Origin of the sequence: Arenibacter troitsensis, from assembly GCF_900177645.1 — a bacterium.
GTDB classification, from domain to species: Bacteria; Bacteroidota; Bacteroidia; order Flavobacteriales; family Flavobacteriaceae; genus Arenibacter; species Arenibacter troitsensis.
In genome coordinates, this window is the sequence record NZ_FXAO01000001.1 from 931983 (window position 1) to 952178 (window position 20196).

Consider the following 20196-nt stretch of genomic DNA (forward strand, 5'->3'; position numbering starts at 1 on the left):
ACATATTAAATGTAAGCTATTACCCAGGGCAAACTCACACTTTTATTCCTAATATTTTGGTCATATAGTTATTGTCATAGGCCGCTTTAAGTCTTTTGCCTTTTAAGCCTTGCTTGGTCTGTTTGTCCTGTCTCAACAGGTTTAAGGCAATTTTGCTCAGTATCGAGAAGTTTTGGGCGGCATTTCCCGCTCTTTTTCTTGATGCATCTTCCGAGAAGGCGACATCCAATACCCAATGTAATTTATTTTCAATTCCCCAATGTAGGCGTATCATTTTCTGGAAGGCCTCCGCACTGTTCTCCAAGCTTGAGATATAATATCGGGTAGCCGTTTCTTTGGATCTTGCACTATTTTTAAACTCCCTGATGCTTTCAATTTTTATGATGCTCTTTAATTTGGTCCATTTATCCGTGTTTTCTATAAAGTCAAAAGTATTGATGACACTACAGCTACGTGTCTCTATTCTACCATGGCCCAGGTCGTCATGGATATGGGTCCCGATAGCTTTGCCAAATCTAAATTCATCTTCGATATCCCGGTGCAACCGCTTTTGATTGTCCTTTACGGCCAAGATGTAATCGGCCCCTTGCCCAACATTGGTCTTGGCAATATGTTCTTGGCAACCCATGGCATCTATGGTGATTACACAGTCTTTTATGGCAATAAGCTCCAAGAGTTTTGGGATGGCGGTAATTTCGTTGGACTTCTCGCAGACCTTGACCTGGCCCAAAACCATGTTGTTGTCACTGGCCCAGGCACTTACCATATGAAAAGGGGACTTCTTTCCATTGGATCTGGATCCTCTTAGCGTTTTGCCATCAATGGGGATAACCTCGCCATCGGTAAGATCGGCCAATCCCGATACCCAGCCCATAAAGCAGGATTCGAACTGTTCTGGATCTATTGATGAGAATACACGGTTGAAGGTGTCATCGGAAGGTATGCCATTGGGAAGATCCAGGAACGAACGTAAAAAATCCTCTTTTGCCCTGGCGTATGTTTCCATATCTTTCCATGTATCCGCGGCACAGATCACCGAAATTATACCAATAAGAAGGATATCGTCCAATCTGTGAAGCTTGTTTATATCGCTCCTGGGGTCGTCCATCTTGCTGAAAATGGACTTGAAATTGTGGATTGTTTTCAACAACAATCAATTATCAGTACAATATACAAATAATCGACCTAAAAAACAACACTTATTTACTTGAATTACATCTATTTGGATGAAATTTTATTGAAGATGTATTTATTGGAAAGTGTGAGTTTGCCCTGAGCTATTACCTAAGTTTTTTTTTCTTTTATAGTTAATATTTTATTACAAAAAAGTAAGAAATAGTGTATATTAAATAAATAATCTACTAATTTTATTAATGTGTATATACATAAGTAATTTTTATTAATCTTTTAAAAATTTTTAATTATGAAAACAAAAAATTATTTAAAATTATTAGGTGGTTTATTAGTAGCTGTTGTGATGGCGGTTAATTATGTTAACATTAATAGTAGTTCGGCAAATTCTTTTTCTGTTATAGAGGTTAAAGATGCCAAGGCATCTGGCTTTTGTGTTTACAGTGATTGGGATACATGTATTGAAGAGGGTGGTGGTGAATGGTATACACTTTATGATTTTGAAGAAATATAAAAGTCTCATGGATTATTCATTGTTTTACTTTGTACTATCATATTTGTTGTCAAGTTAAGGGGGTTCTGCTAAATTTTATTGATTTATCTCAGATGAATAGACTGTAGTTCAAAGTGTATCCAAGTATGATTTGCTTTAACGTTTTGGAGATATGTTATTTTGCCTCTTGGATTTATTATATCATAGAAGGGGAATTTGGCTTAGATTCAATTGCTATTGAAAGTTTTTGATGGGAGTTTTCCTTCGGGGGTATCCCCGAAGGAAAAATTCCCCAAAAAAGTCAAATAGTTGTGTTAAGAGCTACAAACAAATGACCTTGGAACAAAGGTCTGTTGTTGAGTGGAAGTTGAAAAACGGCCTTAAGAAGATAGATATATTCATAAAGCATCCATTGCCGAGTCGTCCCTTTCCCAAGAGCAGGAAAGGAACTAGGGAAGACGGGGCGTTAACAATACCAAAGATACCGAAATAATTGTAGACGAGCGAATGAGGGAAGGACATGTGAAAAAGCGTTTTACGCCCAAGATGTAGCTTTATGAATGGGACAAGCTCTGGAATTACTAATGGTCCCTCTAAGTGATAACAAGTAGTGCACGTCTGAGGGATATAGATATGGTCTGTCGTGAGCGCATCTAAATAAGGATATGGGAGGACAAGGCTATTGGAGGTAAACTTTACAAGAGTTTGAGGAATTCTTACGTAAAATATAAACGATACTGAGAAAAGACAATAGTGGGCATACTGGGAAGGGTCGCCATAGATAAGTTCCTCTCGATTGTGGAAAACAAGAAAACTGTCGGGAACTTCAAGGAAGACCTTATCATCGAAAAGGGGCATAAGGGTGCATTTTGGACAGGTGCTCCAGCTTACTGTTAGTCGAAAATGTCGGTGGAAATGCAATCGATAAGTTCTTCAAGATCACAGTAAATGCACAAGAACTTTATAAGGAATGAATCCATATTAATCCAATGACAAAGGTAAGGAGATCTCTGGGCATATGAAAATCGCCAAGAAATCGGTTGTAATGTATTTTTCATATATCCATAAGTATCTTGGGAACGGGCATCAATGAGTATACCAACAAATTATTGAGAAAGTATTTTTCCAAGGATTCACCTTTGGGCAACGTGCAAAACAACCAAATTGGTCATGTAGTTAAATTACTTGATGACAGATCAAGGAAAAAATTGGATACGGAACACCCTAAAAAGTATTTTTTGGATGTATTCACAAAAAATCAAAACATACATATGCTAGTATAATCGACCTTGTGATGATTAATTATTTTAAGTTGCGCTTTGTTTTTATGATACGTATTTTACGAACATGTTATAGGAATATTTATAAAGGATTTTATAAGATACATCCGCCTCTACATATATACTGTTTAAAAATACTAGCAACGTGTGTTCTGTTGGGTTGTGCTAACAACTACAATAATCCGTTAAACGATTTTTCTAAAGATAATGAGATTGTACTGGTAGGTGAGGAAATCCGATTTCAAAGCGACACAATACTATTTCGGCCCCGTAAATTCGAAGTTTATGACACCTTGGCCATTTTTAATGATAATACAGGTGAGGCGGGTTTTAGTATTGTCAATTTAAAAGATGGCCGTTTAGTAGAGAAGTTTGGTTTTGCGGGCAATGGAGAATCCGAAATGAATATTAATGCAGTTTCAATGGAAAATGGTGTCGCAAACAATGATTCAGTTTTTAGTATTACCCAGGTAAACTCTCCGCATAAAATCTTTCGCTATAATTGGGACAGTTTATTAAATAAATCTGAATACAGGCCGAAACCTATTTTTTATTCAACAAAAATTACTTTTTCGAATACTTATTTCTTGAACGATTCAATTCTATTCGGTAAGTTTTTAACTTCAAATATGGATAACAAAACCTTTGGCGTTTTGAACCTCTATACAAACAAATTAACAACGGGTATTGAAGTACCCGGAAATGAAAATAATAAAACCCAAAGCGAAAAGGATTCTTTGTACTTCAAATATTTAAATATGAGAATGGATAATAGAGTAGCCTATAGACCAGGAAGCTTCCATGAATTTGCTTGTTTTTCTGGTAAAGGAGCAGTAATTCAAATAATATCGGTTGACAAAAATTATCGTTTAAAGAAAAAATATCAAAAAGTATACTATCTGCCTACTTTTAATCTTCTTGTAGGACCAAATTCAAAGAAAATTGTTGCAGGGAAGGACAGTAAAAAAGGCTTTCGCAATATTGCGGTTAGTGATAAAAATATCTTCGCCCTTTACAGTGGCCCTTTGTTGAACGACAGTGATGAAAACTTCAATATATCCGATATTGTCTTGGTTTATGATTGGGAAGGGAATCCAGTAAATAGAATTAAATTGGACAGAAAAGTGAATACAATAGCTATCGACAGAGAAAATTTCACACATTTATATGGAATGATGGACTCTAACAAATTAATTAAATATGTATTATCTGAAAACTAGTCAGTAAAAGTTAGTGACTTAATTATTTTAGAAAATGGAAAATGAATACAAAATATTGCTATGGACAATATTACTTTTTATTGGATTGACTGGATGTAATCAAAAACACAAAGACAAGAATAATGAATATAATTTGGAATTTAAGAATGTGCAAAACGATAGTGTTAAGATTGAGTTTATTACAAATACTACTATCAATATAGGTTCCGTTAAGATAGGCGATACAATTAAAAGGGTTTTTAAATATAAGAATGTAGGGCAACACCCATTTTTAATTTATAACGCAGAGGCTACTTGTGGCTGTACGGTAGCTTATTTTAATGATAGCCCTTTACCTGTTGGAAAGACTGATTCGATAATTGGCATCTTTGTAAGTGATGAACACATGAAAGGTTTTGTAAACAAAGTAGTGACTGTTAACAGTAATTCACCATTATCCCCATTTTTATTGACATTTTATGGTAGGGTGGAATGAAACTTTGGCTCTTTACAGTACTATAGAACCAATGATTGTTGGCTTGTTACATTTATTAAGCATAAGGGCTATTCCACTTCATATTCTATTTTGTTTCCAATGAGTAAAAGATTATTTGTTCTTTTGGTAAATCTACAAATATTGGTATTTTTTCTTCTCCTATTCTATAATTGTGTGGATTTAAGAAGATATCCATATCCGAAAGGTGTGCTTTCCTCTTTAGAAAAAGCGGGGGAAAATAAAATGGAATTGATTAAAGTGCTAGATCATTATAAAAAGTATCCACAAGACAGTTTAAAATATAGGGCGGCCTGTTTTCTTATATCTAATATGAAGGGTCATTTTTCATCAAAAAGGATTGAGTCCTACCCAGATTTAGTAAAAGAATCATTTAAAAAAATTGACTCGCTTACCAAAGTAATCTTCTTTCATGAGGCAGATACTTCACTTTTCCGGTTTGCAGATTATCTTCATAATATTCTAGACACAAAGGATTTCGCTCCGACAAAGGGCTTTGTAGATTCCCTGATAAAAAGAACTTACCCTGATACTGTTGACGTAAAATTCCATAGAAAAAAAGTTGTACATTTTGAGCACTTTGTAGATAGTATTGGCAAGGAATTGCTATTCAATATCCAAACGGAAAATCAAACCAACGGAATTTATCCCGATTTGAAAAATATCTCCTGCAACTGGTTGATTGACCATATTGATAATGCGTTTTCCTGTTGGAAGAAGTCCCCTTTTGCAAGGGATTTGAGTTATAACGAGTTCAAGAACACCTTGTTGACATATAGGAGCATGAATGAATCTGTGGATACATATTCCAGTTATATTAATAATTATTTTTACGGTATTGTTCATTCTAATGATTCTTTAAACCTTGCTAATACCGTGAGACGCTTAAATTTTGCCACCTATTGTCTCGATGTTTTCGAGGACAATGGCCATAAAATCGGAAATTTAGGGTTTTACGATATTTTACAGTTTTATAAGTTCGATTGCGACCGACATTCCGAATGGACAGTAAGGGTATTAAACGCATGTGGCGTTCCCGCTTATTTGGACTATACTTCGGGTTACTTTAACAGGGACAAAATACATTATGGGGTATCGGTACGGGATACTTCAGGAATTTATCACCATTATTCCCCTAAATGGCAACAGTTAGGTGATTACAGGCATCAAAACGAATTATCCAAAATGTACAGAAATATGTATGTCAAACAGAGGTGCCCAAGAACATTGGCCAGCATTAATGAATACGTCCCGAATACATTCAAAAACCCATATATGAAGGATGTAACCGAGGAATACCACAAGGTTACCACCTTTTCAGTTCCCTACAAGTTTAAGAAGGATAGTACCAATAGAAAATTGGGCTATTTGGCGATATTTAGCCCTAGAGGCTGGAAGCCCATTGCCTGGGGAGAGATTGATTATGACCGTAAAAAAATCAATTTTGAAAAAGTTCCTGTAAATGCAACTTATATTGTTGGTATCTATGATTCCAATGGGTTCATTCCAATCTCCAACCCATTACATATCGATTTCGACAGAAAGGTTATGGAAATAGCTCCCAACAACAATCCGATTACCTTACGACTTACTCGTAAATTTCCCTTGAAATACCATTTAATTGAGTTCATGAAGGATATGATTGGCTCCAAAATACAAGGGGCCAACAGCGCGGATTTTTCGGATGCAATAGACCTCTATTCCATTGGCTCATCAGACATTTTGGATTTTTCAGTGAAAGCCTTACCTATTTCGACAAAAAAGAAATTTAGGTATGTGAGGTGTATTAGTAATGGTAAACCGCTTAATATTGCAACTTTTGAGGTGTTCTCTTCAGTAAATCAAAACATGAATATTGTCAAAGGGTCGGAACCTTCTATCTTGTCTGAGGAAAAATTAAGAAACGTGGATGTTGGTCTTTATACAAAATTGAATGGTAACCTTTTACCTTCAAGCCAAGATGTAGAGCGGGCCTTGGATGGCAACCTAGAAACATACGTTACAACTTTTTCCATAGGTATCGATTTTGGAAGCCCTCAGCACATTTCACAAGTAAGGTTTGCCCCCAGAAATGCCAACAATGGAATAGTGATTGGGGATAATTACGAGCTTTTATATTACGATAAGAGATGGAAAAGTGGAGGCTCCAAAATTGCAGAGTATAACTTTTTAAAATTTGAGAATGTACCCGAGAATACGATATACTGGTTAAGAAACAAGGACCACGGTAAGGAAGAATTACCCTTTGTTTATAGGGACGGTAAGCAAATATTCGTAAACGAACGTTAGTTTAACAGGTTTCGGAGTTTGTGAATATTTTTTTCATTTTACATGGACTATATGGAGATGTGGATAATTTCCGATTATTGTAATACTCACTTTCTATAAAATTTGAAAAAGCCTTAGCCCCTTGAATCCTGAAAGTTATTTTGCAAAAGGACATTGAAATGACACTTAAGATAGATTGTACCAAAATTAGAATATTAAGATTAGAACATAGTATTAACTTATTGATAGTGCTGTTGTTATTCTCTCTATACGTATTTTTGCCATCGATTGATTTCTTGCCATTTCGACGCTCCCCAGTGACCGGAAAATTTATTATATTCTTACTCGCAACCCTATTAATCGTCTGCTTATTTTTGGGAAAGCTGAAAGTTTCTGATGAATCCTTTTCTATTGGCCGGATAGATATTTCAATTCTTCTACTCGTGGTTTATATAACGTTCAATAGATATTTTTTTCAACCCACTTACGGTTTTTCAATAAGGTTCTACGAATTGCTGGGGTTGCTGGCATTGTATTTTGTGATAAAATCGCTTACACCTAAACATCATTCTTGGCTACTTATTGCGGCCATTATCGGTGCCAATATCCAAATCATTATAGGATGGTTACAATTATACGGCTTGATAGAATCTAACAGTTCGGTTTTAAAGGTAACAGGTGGTTTTTTTAACAGTGGCCCCTACAGTGGTTACTTGGTAGCCGTTTTTCCAATTGGCCTACAGTTCTTAAAGAATGGTAATTTCCTAATTGAAGATGGGAAAAAATATATTAATATACGAAAAGCAATCGTTCACTTTGCTGTTGTTTTAAACATTATTGGGTGTGTGACAATAATTCCTGCATTAAGATCGAGAGCCGCCTTTATTGTTATTTTCTTTACTGTAGGATATATCTATCGCAAGAATATTCAGTCCTTTTTTGAAAAAAACACAAAGAAAAGGGTTGTAAAGGTTTTGTTGGTTTTGGGGGCAATATGTTGCATGATTACTTCCATTATTTTTATATATAATTTTAAAAAAGGGTCAACTGAAGGGAGGTTGTTGATATTGAAAACTACTGTGGAAATGTTGAAAGATAGGCCTGTTATGGGTTTTGGCTATGACAGGTTCCATAGTAACTATATGCTTTATCAGTCAGAATATTTTGAAAAACACAATAACATAAAAATGGCGCTAAGGGCAGGGAATACAGCTTATGCCTTTAACGAACCATTACAGTTTTCCGTAGAAAATGGAATATTAGGATTGTCAATTTTGTTGCTAGTGCTATATTTTTTAATTATTAGAAGAGGGACTTTAAAAGAAAATGAACCATTGTACGAGATGGCAATGGCCGGAATTTTGTCGATAATTATCTTCTCACTATTCTCGTATCCTTCTAAAATTCTGCCTATTAAATTGGTGTTAATCCTTTACGTGGCAATTTTATCTGCAAACCAGGCTAGTTCCTTTTGCAACCGTTTTAAACCCCAAAATAAATCAAAATCAAGATCATTTTACATACTATTGATTAGTCTATCTATCTCTTGCTTACTGTTTTATAAGACACTGAAACTAGCAAAAGCTTATTATGTTTGGAATAATTCCCACGAAAATTATTTGGATAAAGATTTTAATTTGGCAGTTAAGGGTTACAGGTTAATATACCCGTTTTTTGATACCGACGGGAAGTTCCTTACCGACTATGGTCTGGCTTTATATAGTGCAAAGGATACATATGCTGCCATTAATATATTGAGCAAAGCCAAGAATTATTCTAATAATTCCGTAATAGAAAATGTGTTGGGGAATTGCTATAAGGAAATAGAAGATTACAAAAATGCTGAAATATGTTATCAACGTTCCATTAATATGGTTCCAGGAAGTTTTAGGAGCCATTACTTATTGCTTAAAATGTATTCCGACAACAATCAAATGGAAAATGCTGTGAATGTTGCTAATAGAATATTGAATTTAAAGGTTACAGTTCCTTCCGAGACAACGTTTGAAATAATAAATGGAGCAAAAAATTTTCTAAAACTTCAAGGTGTGAACTATGTTGATTGATTCGACAATACCTGTTGTTTATGGTTGCGGCAGGCACAATCAATTAAAAATGAAATCATTATAACTGTAATTATGGAAAAGCGTTTGAATTTACGACTAAAGATAGCTCGCTTTTTTTTTCTTAAGCTATTAAATGTCTTATTTTGGTTTTTTTTGAGTACGATTGTTTTAAGGTTATTTTTTTTTGATGTTTTCCATATACCAAGTTCTTCGATGGAGAACACCTTACAAAAAAACGATTTTATAATTGTTAGCAAGATTTTTTACGGCAGCCCCCTAGCAAAAATCTTAAAAGAGCTGAAATTTAAGCAAAAACCAAAAATAAACGATCTTTTAGTCTTCAGCGTAGGTAAAGAATCAACGATATACGTGAAGAGATGTGTTGGTCTGCCAGGTGACATAATTGAAATAAAAGACACGGATATTTTTATTAATGGGCGATACGCACACCCTCCCCGTACCTCGTGTCATTTTCGAAAGGTTTGGTACCGAAATTTTAATGACTTAAAAGAGTGTATGAATAAGGACTCAAGCAGTATTATACAGAAATATTCCGGTTACGTTATAATCAATCTTGATTTGAACCAGGAAAAATTGCTTATGGGTTGTAAAAGCGTCGATTCGATCGGGGCAATCGAGCCAGACGCCAAACATAATAACTCAATGATTCAATTCCCACCCTATTCGGAAAACAACATGGATAAATTTGTAATTCCCTACAAAGGATTAAAGATTAGCTTTGAGTCAAACAAAATAAAGGATTATCGTGATATTATGGAATGGGAAGAAGGGGGTGAAATTGGAGAAGAATGTTCTTTTTATTATGATAATAAAGAAAGTGAATTTTATATTTTCAAAAACGATTACTATTTTATGATTGGGGACAACAGAAACAAGTCTATTGACTCTAGGTCATTTGGCCCTGTTGCCCAAAAGAATATTATCGGAAAAGTAATATTCAAAATATAAAACAAGCTTTCTCTTCTTTAAGTATTTAGGTCGCTAATGTTTAAAGAGTAAATTTTTTAAAGCATTAATACCTTCCAATAGGATGGTATTTCATTTTAAATAAATTCAAATGACTAACTTAAGTACAAACTCTAGATATCTAGATATTAAAGTGTGCGTTTGGTTAGAAGTTTACTATTCGAAATAAAAATGTCAAGAAAGTTTATCATTCTGCTATTATTGTCGATTTCAACCTCCGTTTTTTCACAAGATAGGTGGTCGCCCGAAAAGATCTATTTGCAGCTTGCCTCCGAAGTGTTCGCTACCGACCAAACTATCTGGTTCAAGGCCATCGTAACCGATGCAATTTCCCACCGTTTCACGGAAATTAGCGGTGTACTTCATGTTGAATTGATTGGTCCAGACGGGAAAATCGTGTCGCGTAAATTGGTCAAGTTGTCCAAAGGGGTAGGGAGGGGGTCTTTTGAACCCGAAAAGGGCTTGCCGGAGGGCCGCTATCTGGTACAGGCCTATACCCAATGGAACAGAAACTTTGGGGATGATTTCATTTATAAGCGCTACGTGGACATTGTAGCTCCTTGGCCCTCAAACAACCCGAAATTATTGGATTCCCTAAAACTGGAGAAAGTAGGTGACGGGCGGTTCCTTTTGAGCGCTAAGGTTAGGTCAGACGCCATAGAATCGACCGGGGCCAAGCAGGTACAGGTCGCCATAGAAAGAGATAAGGGGAGCGACACCCTGCTTATAAAAAGAAATGGCCATGGAGCTTATGCATTTGAATACGAGATGCTGGAAGACCCTAGCTGGGTGACCGTGACAGTAGAGGGGCTATCCGAAACGGTCGTCCTGGATCAAAACGAGGTAGACCTGCAATTCTTTCCTGAAAGCGGTACGTTAATTGAGGGGTACAGCAACAAGATAGCGTACAAGGCCATAGGCATCGACGGCAAGGGAAGCAGGGTCCAGGGAACCGTTTTCGACGACAGGGGGAAACATATCATTGATTTTGTGTCAAACCGTTTGGGAATGGGCTATTTTTCAATTTACGCCGAAAGTTCCCGTACCTACCATGCCGAAATTCGTTCCACGAACGGACCGAAAACCATCGTAAAATTCCCTTTGCCCAAATCGGCATCCAATGGAAGTATTATCTCTGTTCAACGAACTGGCAAAAATATTTGGGCGGGGGTATACTCAAATGTCCTTTCCGGCAATGTGTATATCAAGGTCTCTTGCCGGGGGCAGGATCTTATTATGATAGAGGGTCCGTTGCGAGACGGATATCTGTCCAAGAGCCTTTTATCGGAGGCATTGCCAGAGGGCATACTCGTCTTTACCCTGATGGACCAGAACAAAAATACCGTTGCGGAGCGGCTGTTCTTCAATGAAAAGACCGAAGACCATTTGAAGGTGGACCTGGCTACGGACAGGGAAACGTATGCACGGCGCCAACCTACCCAATTGGATATCCTTATCACGGGACAAGATTCCGTTCAGGGCCCCGTAGAATTGTCCGTTTTGGCCATCAATTCAGTACAGGGCCAGCATACGTTTGGGAACATTAAATCCTACTTTCTTTTAAGTTCGGAACTGCGGGGAACGATCGAGGATCCCGATTACTACTTTAATTCCCAGAATACCGGACGTGCCCAGGACCTCGACGCCCTTATGCTCTCCCAGGGCTGGCGCCGTTACAAATATCCTGCAAAACGCATCGAGAAGACCCTTTATTGGCCTCAGTCTCGCCTCGAGGTCAGGGGCTCGGTACAGGCCCCCGGAAGGAGCAAACTCTCTAAGGAAGGCGTGGGGCTTACCTTATCTTCCTTCTCAAAGTCACCGGTCTTCTACTCAGGAACCACCGATAGTCTGGGTAACTTCAGGTTCATGATGGAGGATACCTATGGCCCACCCATGCGGGTCCTACTTACGGTAGATGATGGAAAAAAGGGGAATAAACTTGATTATAGGATCAATTTGAATAACCCAAAGCCTCCAAAAGTAACCTATGATCGTAGGCCGGCCTTTCGTCAACTGGATACCCTGATCAGAAGTGTGGCCGTGGCGGGAATGGAACGTGTCCGAACAGAAGCCATATTAGATTCCCTCTATGGGGTTACGCAACTGGACGAGGTGATTGTTACCGACAACCTCTTAAGTCCCGAGCGCAAAAAACTTTACGACAAATACGGAGAACCAGATGGGATCGTCAATGGAGATGATTTAAGGGCAAAGGAGAAAAAATGGTCCTATGGGCTATACAGTATCCTTCTTTTCAATTACGGAGATCAGGTATTTATTGAAAAATATAGCGACGGGTTTATGCTTGCGCATGTCAGAGCGGGACAGTATGGAGCCGTAAGATATCAATCCGGACGCGGTATCGTACCGGGAAATCCAAAAAAGGAGGGGACTTTATTGATCGTCGACGGTAAACCGCTTGACAAACACCAATATGGTCAGGTGTCCAATATGTCCCCCGAAATTATAGAGCGGGTAGAACTTATCCAGTACGCCAGTTCCTTTAGGAGCTTGTACCAGAGTGTTTTTCCAGAGGTAAGTCCCATGAATACGCCATCTCTTGGACATATCATTTCTGTGGTTACCAAAGGCGGTTTAGGTATCAATACTTCCATAAGGCCGACACCTGGCACCTTTAATACGTCTGTCGAGGTCTTTTCCCCGGTCATGGAATTCTACACCCCAAAATACGACAGTCCGATTCCCACCAAAGAACAAAAGCCGGATCTTAGGGCACTTATCCACTGGCAACCCCATCTGAGCACTGATAAGTCAGGAAGCGCATCGGCTCGTTTTTATAATGGAGACGTTCCGGGCGACTATATAATTGTTGTAGAGGCTATTTCAAGGGACGGGCGCGTCGGTTATGGAAAGAAGCATTATGTTGTATCAGAAAAGTGAGTTCAAATAAATGAAGTACATCACCTCGTTAAAAGAAACTGCGTTTGGTGAGACGTTAAATTCTAGTTTTTTAAAGTCCCATAAAACGAACGTAACCGTTGCACAAGCAAATAAATTATAAAAAAAACAAACTTCTATAACTCCCTTTTAAGGCAGTTTCTCTTTTTAGGTCAGCAAGTAACCGGATATTTTTGGAGGCCTTTGCAAACCAGCTTTCAACAAAACCAACACGGGCAGCCGTTGTACAAGTCCTAATTTTTAGAAAATCCAGCTTATTTAAACCGCTTTACAGGCTTTCTTTAATGCATCAGTGCCAGCCATCCCGTTTTAAATTGTACCACTTTAAAGAAAACAAATAAAATTCCCCACTGGCTCGTGCCTTCCCTTAAATTGGCTGGCCAAACACCGCTCCTGTCCAACCTCTTTGCATATTATTGACTAAAAATCCCTAAATTGGAAAAAATAAAAAGGATCCAATCCCTGTAGCAAGGATAGCGCAAAACCGAGACCGCATAGTTACATTAAAGAACTGCGCCCTTGGCTTACCTGATTTAATCCTATAATGTTAACGGTAATTTGAAAACCACAATGAAGAATAGCTTAAAGGAGCATAGAAGACTTAAAAACCTGACTCAAGAAGAGTTATCAAAGTCTTCTGGAATATCCATTAGAACTATTCAGCGAATCGAAAAAGGATTGTCAACGGGAAGTTCTCATACCCTCAAAACTTTAGCGAAAACTTTATCCATTGAAAGCTCAGATATATTTCATGATGAAGGTAACCCCAAATTATTTGTAAAAAACAACATAAAAACATTGAAACTTATGAATTTTAGTGTTTTAACAATGTTGGTAATCCCATTTGGTAATATTATTTTCCCATCAATTATATTTTTCAAGAATAGAAATGATAGAAAGATGAATACTATTGGAAAGAAAATTTTGAATTTTCAAATTTTAAGTATGTTAGCACTACCTTTTTTCCTAGTTATTCTATTCCTGTTAGCAGGAAAAGGGTATGGAGGATTTCCTATAATTTTAATAGTCTCTTATTTAACTTATGGGTTAGCAAATATCATCATTACAATACATATATCAGTTCAGATAAATAAAGAAAAGGAAGTATTAAGCTTCGTCCCAAATGTTCTTTAAATCCTACATTGTCATACAGATGGCGTAAAAATGACATACGTCTTTTTCAATTCTCTCCTATTTACTCCAATAATTTTGCATCAGGAGAAAATACAAACATCTGAATCACTAAATATGAGAAGTGAACTTAAAATAATTCTGAGCATTTTATTTGTAATTGCCTTAAATCCGTCAAATCATGCTCAAAATAACGATAACGAATTAGTTGTTGTCGATGGCAAAAGAATAGCGTACAAATCCTTCAATATTGAAAACAGAAAAAAAGGGGAACCAATTCTTGTTTTCGAAACGGGATTAGGTGGCGGAACTTTTGGCCCTATTCTTCCTTTTCTACCTAGTAATATTTCGGGTATTCAATACGCTAGAAATGGAGTTGGAAAATCAGAGCTAGATACTGAAATAACATCTGATTCTCAACTTGCCGATCGACTACATAATTTATTAACAACCTTGAACATTGAACCACCATATTTATTGGTTGGGCATTCCATAGGTGGACCGTACATAAGATTATTCGCATCTAAGTTCCCAAACGAAGTTTGTGGGCTCGTTTTTTCGGACCCAACCGACTTTATGTTGACTGTTGAAGAGGATGAAGAAGCAAGAATAAAATCTAAAAGTGCTACTGGTTATCGGGAAACGTCTTTGTTAATTCAGAAAATGATGTCCGAAAATGATAGTTTTGGCCAAGGAGCAAGGAATGATGCCACAAGGGCTTTGAAATCTAGTGTATCGGGTTACTTTCAAGAATATCAACACTTACCTGAATTGAATAGGAATATTGCTGCAACGGTAATTATTTCATATAACAAACCTATCGAACAACCAGACGAAGAATTAAATAAGAACCTTAATCTAGGAATTAATTTCAAGCCTTGGTGGAAAGAATACGATAATTTGAGAATACAGCATTTCACGGATTTGATAAAGGACAATGATAACAGTAGAATTATTTTGTTGCCAAAATACAGCCACGGCATATATTATCAAAATCCAGAATTGGTAGCAAAACTGATTATTGAAAACTATAATAGCAATATCAAAGAAAAATAAATAACTACAGCTGATATCTAAGCGTTCGTGTGGTCGGTACGGCCTGTCCCGCGAAATTTGCGGGAGCCAAACATGAACGCCGTGTTGACTGAACCTTAGCCTAGTTTCCCCTTACCAAGTGGCCTGCCAGTTAATAATATATCCCGGTTATTAATGCCAGCCATTCCTATTTAATCATTACCACTTAAGGAAAGCAAAGAAAAATCCTCCATACACAAACCAAAATTCCCTAAATTGGTAAGAAATAAAAAGGATCCAAATCAATAGTTAGTGTCCAGTCAAGCCTAAACCTACGGGTAATTTAAAGTGTCTCTTGAGCCGCTCCTGCGTTGCAAAAATCCTTACGTAGCTAGTGCCTCCGCTAAAGCTTCTGCGACACGCGGGCGGCTATGTGCGTTTTTTGCGCCTTGGCCCAACTCAAGATCCATCATTCCTTACCCGTCATTTAAACGTTGACTTGACACTAGGATAGCGCAAAACCGAAATCTCAAAATTCAACGGCGAACCAAAAAAACTGCGCCCTTGTCTTACATTATTTAATCCTATAATGTTGCCAACTATTATGGCATATAAATTTTCAATGAAAAAAATATACTTAATACTCATAATTTCTACCCTTTATTCTTGTGCCGGTGCGAAATACAATTATTTCTTCGATACCGGAAAGCAATTGGACTTTAGCAATGGGAAATGGATTCTCAACAGAACACAATCAAACTCGAAAATATTCGATACTGAACTCTATCACCATTCACTTAAAGATTTCAAAAAAATTCTTGGGGACTCTTTGATTGAAATGAACGATTTGCGAAGTACCAAACTGGTGGCACCAAAAATTAAATTTGATTTATCGGACTCGGATTTGAAAGAATTAAAAAGAGACACTGGTTGTGATTACATTATCAATATTGGAGGAAATGTTATTAGTGACGGTGCTGGTTCTATATCTTTCCCGAATCAAATAGAAAATTCCAGTAATAGCGCTTCTGTTTCAATTTCAATATATGACTTAAATTCACAAATTTTAATCTCTTCTTCTCAGGTTTATGGAAAGACGGAACATCAAGACCCTATTTTTCCTGATGATAAAAATTTACCTACAATAAATCCGAGTTCACATATGATTATGCTAAAAGGGGCGGAAAAACTTATCCAAAAATACAAGAAGAATCAGCTGAAATAATGCAAACCGTACGATGGACTTTTTACTCGGATGCAACTGTTGCGTTGCCGGATTTTTTACTAGGGTGGAATTAAAAAACGAAATGGAAAAGACCAACTCGGAGCTGTCAAAGAAGGATTGTTGAGAAATTATAATGTTCAATCCTATGGAGAAAGTGCAGGAACTTATGTGTATAGTATCTTAAAACAGGAATGGAAATAAAACACCCAGTTAACTAAACCCATCCCCCAGTTTCCCCCATGGGCACTAGCGTTTTAACAATCGTCCTTACCGATCCTCTTTGCATGATTATAGGCTGCGCTTCCAAGTAGGCTTGGCGGCGGCTTTTTAGGCATGGAGTTCGATGTCATATTTAGGTGGGCACACATCACTTTCGGTTGCCCGCGGGGAAAGTGAAACACCCTTTATTGTTGATCTTTAGTAGGTATTCGGCAATCCGGTGGACCTCATCGGGCGCAAAAATGGGCTCATGATACCCAATATAGGCATTGAGTTCCTGGAGGGTTTTTACGGCGACATTGCTGAACTTTTCCCTGGGCCTGTGACGGATCATCGCCAAAATATTCCTAATGGGAACTTTTTTGGTTCCCCAATGGTGCTCCCTTAGAAGACGATCCGTGTTTGTACTATGACCATGGAGCATGGTTTAGAGCGCAAAATTTGCCCTTTGCACCTGTTGTAAAGGGGACCAAAGGTCCAAGCTTGCAATGGATGCCTTGCTCCAATTTTTGGTCTCGATGATAAAGATACCGGAAGTATTGATCAGTAAGTGGTCTATTTGGATACTACGAATGCGCGAATTAGTTTGTTTATGATAGCGGGGGTTTTCAAATACAATGGAAAAATCATTGATCAACACCTGGTTGCCGGATAATTTTTTCAGTTCCCCTACCACCATATCTTCCCCAACGGCCCCTGCAATCATGGGCAATAGATCGGTGGCCACCGAACGCATATGGAGAAGCTTCCTAAATTGATCATCGCAACGTGTGGAAATCAGGGCATGCCGATCGGCACTATACCCATTGATGGCCTTTAGGACCACTTCCAGCCGTTTTTTACTCCCACGTACCCGCAGACCTACAATGCGGTCAAAGTTTTTTTCTAGGATGTACTTTATAAGGAGGAGGAATTGTAACCCATACCAATATAGCAGTTCCATAACTGCATTCTTGGCAGGTTTTCTTAAGACGTCACATTTGGAATGCAGCCGTCTTATATAGTTTTTGAGATTAGCTTTGGCAGTGGTCTTTAAAAGATCAAAATCTTTTTCCAGGTGGTACCCCTGGGCCTGCATTTTGTCCAGTTCCAGATCAAAATCGCGCTCGATCTTAAAGAAGAGTTCCTCTCTTTCATTGTCGAAGTTTTTAAGGAACCTATTGATGTCGGCAGTAGAATTGAACCTACTGATCCCATGGACGTCCAATGTTTTCCTGATCTGTTTTAAAGTCCCTATTTGCCCGTGGATGACCGTCATGACAAGTAAATTACCGACAGTAGCGTGTGGATGGTTATGCAATGCTGCTTGCCGAATGGATCCCCACGCCCTTTTTTATACGTTATGGCAAACCATGTATAGAACGGTTGCTATACCCTAATTGTTGTGGGAACATGTAGCTTGTGATGAAAAAATGTAGCCGGTTTGCACAAGTGGGGACCAATCTTTAAAGCAACTGTTGCAAGCGATTTCTTTATATCCGTGACCAAGGTTTCGATGTTAGCCCAAGGAGGTTTACCTATCAGTAGCCATCAACTATATTTAAATGATTGTGGGTAACACCGCCAAATAACTTCATAAGATAACCCATTAACCATTCTCATAATAGTTGCGTATTTTATCGGATTATTATAGCACTTCGTAGAAATGATAAGGCTTGGGCCTAAATCTTATGGAAAAGCGTAGAAAATACGATAATTAACACCTATTTTAGGGACTTGATCTACAAGTACTTCCCCCCACTACTTGGTATATATTCATTTAAGGATAACCCTATATACTGTTAATAAACAATGAACTATTACTTCAGTTTTATTCCATTTTGGAGGTATAAAGATGTATCATACAGTTATATAAACAAGTTGTACCCAATTTGAGAAAAACCGTAATCTGAATGAAAAACCCGAAAAAACTTATACTTCGGATTTTAATTGCTTCAAGTATAATTCTGATTTTACTCATCGGACTTTTCATTTTTGTGGTTAAAAAAACCGGAATTACGGAATTTTACCAAAAGACAATTGATTATGAGCCAACAGTAGTCCAAGCCGAAAAGACAACGCCTGAATTTGAACTCGGAAAAAAAATTTTTATGGAAGATTGTCGAAAATGTCACGTGTCAAAAGAAATGAGACATAACTATCTAGCTGGAGTTGTGGAAAAAGTCGGAACCACTTACTTAAAAACTTATTTGACCAAACAAGATTCTTTACTCAAAGCAAAAGATGAATACGCATTAAAACTTAAAGGTTTTTGGGGCAATAACGGAACAATGCATAAATTTAATTACACAGAAAAAGAACTGAATTTATTAATAGAATATTTAAAATAAAAACTGGGTACAATAACTAAGCGTTCGTGTGGCCGGTACGGCCAAACATGAACGCAGTGTTGACTGAACCGGGTCCGTTTGTCCCTTACTATGGGGATTGCTATGGTTTGATGGAGTTTTTCAGATGGATCTTGAGGCCGGAGCGGTTCCCATAATTTGGTGGTCGCCCCTTTTCCTGGTCTGTCCTGGTGCCTTTTTTAATTTCCTTGGCCCATTTTACTCTCCGGAGCGGCCTTTCCCTCCTGTTATTTTAATTTTGGCCATGGGCCTCCCCTTACGCTTCTTGTAGCGTTGTCCTTGGGGCACTTTTTTTCAAACGGTCCGACCATGCTTTGGGCGGGCCACGGCTGTCGAAGACCGCTACGGTCGCCATAATCCCGATCTGGCAGTAAGGACATCGGCGATGTTTCAAGGGAGGCCGTCCATTGGGCACCTGACCGCCCAGGACCTTTTGCAGTATTGGGAGCAACTCTTTTTTCTTGGAACTGCTCAGGATCCCATAATGCCGTATCCGCACGAACCCTTTCGGGAGCACATGCATTGCAAACCGCCTGATGAACTCTTTGTCGGATAACAGCATTAGGGACTTCTTTCCTGCATGGCGGTAATCCTTTACGGAAAAAGTAATGCCCTGACCGTCCAAATTCTTTATCCGATGGTTACCGATGGCAATCTTGTGGGTATATCGGCCAAGATATTCTACCACTTGTGCCGGCCCTAAAAATGGACGCTTGCAATAGACTACCCATTCATTTCTAAAAAGGCTTTCACAAAATCCGCAGGGCAGTTCTTTTTTCAGACTTTTTCGCAGCCCTGCCACGAACCGGGCTCTAAATACATTGCTCATTGCCTTTACAGGGAACAGATATTTCCCTTTGTTCCTAGCGGGTTTCCATTTGCCCGATCTTGAGATCCCACCTCCCGGTACAATGCAGTGCAGGTGCGGGTGAAGGGACAGATTTTGGCCCCAGGTATGCAGGATGGCGACCATTCCCGGGTCGGCCCCCAGAAAATTGGGGTTGGACGAAAACCCCTTGATCACCTGCCAGGCCGTCGCGAACAAAAGGTTATAGATCGTTTTGGGGTCATAAAGGCATATCCTGTTAAGTTCCGATGGAAGGGTAAAGACCACATGGAAGTAAGGGACGTTCAGCAGTTCGGCCTCCCTTGCCCTGATCCATTGTTCCCGTTTGTGTCCCTGGCACTTGGGACAGTGGCGGTTCCGGCAACTGTTGTAGCTAAGGTGCAGCCTATGGCAGTCCGGGTTGTCGCAACGGTCGATATGCCCGCCCAATGCTGCGGTACGGCATTTGCGCAGGGCGTGCAGGGTCCTTAGCGGCCAGCTATTGGCACAAAGGCCGGCCAGGTGTTCCCTGTTGCGTTCCAATACCTGGGCCACTTCGTAAGCGGCGCGTTCCAT

At 38.5% G+C, this 20196-nt stretch carries 15 protein-coding genes; 11 read left to right on the top strand and 4 right to left on the bottom strand.

Annotation, left to right across the window (positions count from 1 at the left end; genetic code table 11):
• Positions 1-34 precede the first annotated feature (34 nt).
• Positions 35-1147, bottom strand: a complete 1113-nt coding sequence (locus B9Y87_RS03740; RefSeq protein ID WP_085496657.1) for an ISAs1 family transposase — start codon at positions 1145-1147, stop codon at positions 35-37.
• 276 nt (positions 1148-1423) lie between these two features.
• Between B9Y87_RS03740 and B9Y87_RS03745 the strand changes: the two genes are divergently transcribed.
• The 10 genes from B9Y87_RS03745 (at position 1424) to B9Y87_RS03800 (ending at position 16227) form a co-directional block, all read left to right on the top strand.
• The gene (locus tag B9Y87_RS03745) at positions 1424-1645 is read left to right on the top strand and encodes a hypothetical protein (protein ID WP_085496254.1); all 222 of its coding nucleotides are present in this window, start codon (positions 1424-1426) and stop codon (positions 1643-1645) included.
• Between the two features lie 1306 nt (positions 1646-2951).
• The gene (locus B9Y87_RS03760) at positions 2952-4124 is read left to right on the top strand and encodes a BF3164 family lipoprotein (RefSeq protein WP_176225580.1); all 1173 of its coding nucleotides are present in this window, start codon (positions 2952-2954) and stop codon (positions 4122-4124) included.
• A 34-nt stretch (positions 4125-4158) separates the two neighbouring features.
• Positions 4159-4599 (top strand): DUF1573 domain-containing protein, encoded by a 441-nt coding sequence (locus B9Y87_RS03765; protein WP_085496262.1) that lies wholly within the window; start codon positions 4159-4161, stop codon positions 4597-4599.
• A gap of 99 nt (positions 4600-4698) precedes the next feature.
• Positions 4699-6906, top strand: a complete 2208-nt coding sequence (locus B9Y87_RS03770) for a hypothetical protein (RefSeq protein WP_085496264.1) — start codon at positions 4699-4701, stop codon at positions 6904-6906.
• Positions 6907-7259: 353 nt separating this feature from the next.
• Positions 7260-8951: an O-antigen ligase family protein gene (locus tag B9Y87_RS03775; RefSeq protein ID WP_085496267.1), complete on the top strand. Its 1692-nt coding sequence runs from the start codon at positions 7260-7262 to the stop codon at positions 8949-8951.
• Positions 8952-9023: 72 nt separating this feature from the next.
• On the top strand, positions 9024-9920 hold the full coding sequence (lepB, locus tag B9Y87_RS03780) for a signal peptidase I (protein ID WP_085496269.1): 897 nt from the start codon (positions 9024-9026) through the stop codon (positions 9918-9920).
• 189 nt (positions 9921-10109) lie between these two features.
• On the top strand, positions 10110-12839 hold the full coding sequence (locus tag B9Y87_RS03785; RefSeq protein WP_085496271.1) for a hypothetical protein: 2730 nt from the start codon (positions 10110-10112) through the stop codon (positions 12837-12839).
• A gap of 588 nt (positions 12840-13427) precedes the next feature.
• Entirely contained in the window at positions 13428-13991 is a 564-nt protein-coding gene (locus B9Y87_RS03790) for a helix-turn-helix domain-containing protein (protein WP_085496272.1), read from the top strand.
• Between the two features lie 114 nt (positions 13992-14105).
• Positions 14106-15044, top strand: coding sequence for an alpha/beta hydrolase (locus B9Y87_RS03795; protein WP_111622090.1), 939 nt, complete (start codon positions 14106-14108; stop codon positions 15042-15044).
• A gap of 580 nt (positions 15045-15624) precedes the next feature.
• On the top strand, positions 15625-16227 hold the full coding sequence (locus B9Y87_RS03800; RefSeq protein ID WP_139827128.1) for a hypothetical protein: 603 nt from the start codon (positions 15625-15627) through the stop codon (positions 16225-16227).
• 367 nt (positions 16228-16594) lie between these two features.
• Here the strand turns inward: B9Y87_RS03800 and B9Y87_RS03805 are convergent, their stop codons facing one another.
• Together B9Y87_RS03805 and B9Y87_RS03810 are read right to left on the bottom strand one after the other, a co-directional pair.
• A complete protein-coding gene (locus B9Y87_RS03805; RefSeq protein WP_085496277.1) occupies positions 16595-16870 on the bottom strand; it encodes a hypothetical protein in 276 nt (91 codons plus the stop codon).
• A 3-nt stretch (positions 16871-16873) separates the two neighbouring features.
• On the bottom strand, positions 16874-17704 hold the full coding sequence (locus B9Y87_RS03810) for a nuclease-related domain-containing protein (protein ID WP_085496279.1): 831 nt from the start codon (positions 17702-17704) through the stop codon (positions 16874-16876).
• A gap of 634 nt (positions 17705-18338) precedes the next feature.
• Here B9Y87_RS03810 and B9Y87_RS03815 point away from each other — a divergent pair.
• Complete coding sequence (locus B9Y87_RS03815) at positions 18339-18776, top strand: c-type cytochrome (protein WP_085496281.1); 438 nt, start codon at positions 18339-18341, stop codon at positions 18774-18776.
• 274 nt (positions 18777-19050) lie between these two features.
• On the opposite strand, the gene B9Y87_RS03820 is transcribed toward B9Y87_RS03815, so the two are convergent.
• Positions 19051-20196: an IS91 family transposase gene (locus B9Y87_RS03820; protein ID WP_085496283.1), complete on the bottom strand. Its 1146-nt coding sequence runs from the start codon at positions 20194-20196 to the stop codon at positions 19051-19053.

Coding starts and splice junctions, on each gene's coding strand:
- B9Y87_RS03760 (WP_176225580.1), top strand. CDS start 2,952: ATGATACGTATTTTACGAACATGTTATAGGAATATTTATAAAGGATTT.
- B9Y87_RS03820 (WP_085496283.1), bottom strand. CDS start 20,196: ATGGAACGCGCCGCTTACGAAGTGGCCCAGGTATTGGAACGCAACAGG.
- B9Y87_RS03800 (WP_139827128.1), top strand. CDS start 15,625: ATGAAAAAAATATACTTAATACTCATAATTTCTACCCTTTATTCTTGT.
- B9Y87_RS03810 (WP_085496279.1), bottom strand. CDS start 17,704: ATGACGGTCATCCACGGGCAAATAGGGACTTTAAAACAGATCAGGAAA.
- B9Y87_RS03815 (WP_085496281.1), top strand. CDS start 18,339: ATGAAAAACCCGAAAAAACTTATACTTCGGATTTTAATTGCTTCAAGT.
- B9Y87_RS03785 (WP_085496271.1), top strand. CDS start 10,110: ATGTCAAGAAAGTTTATCATTCTGCTATTATTGTCGATTTCAACCTCC.
- B9Y87_RS03790 (WP_085496272.1), top strand. CDS start 13,428: ATGAAGAATAGCTTAAAGGAGCATAGAAGACTTAAAAACCTGACTCAA.
- B9Y87_RS03805 (WP_085496277.1), bottom strand. CDS start 16,870: ATGCTCCATGGTCATAGTACAAACACGGATCGTCTTCTAAGGGAGCAC.
- B9Y87_RS03770 (WP_085496264.1), top strand. CDS start 4,699: ATGAGTAAAAGATTATTTGTTCTTTTGGTAAATCTACAAATATTGGTA.
- B9Y87_RS03745 (WP_085496254.1), top strand. CDS start 1,424: ATGAAAACAAAAAATTATTTAAAATTATTAGGTGGTTTATTAGTAGCT.
- B9Y87_RS03765 (WP_085496262.1), top strand. CDS start 4,159: ATGGAAAATGAATACAAAATATTGCTATGGACAATATTACTTTTTATT.
- lepB (WP_085496269.1), top strand. CDS start 9,024: ATGGAAAAGCGTTTGAATTTACGACTAAAGATAGCTCGCTTTTTTTTT.
- B9Y87_RS03795 (WP_111622090.1), top strand. CDS start 14,106: ATGAGAAGTGAACTTAAAATAATTCTGAGCATTTTATTTGTAATTGCC.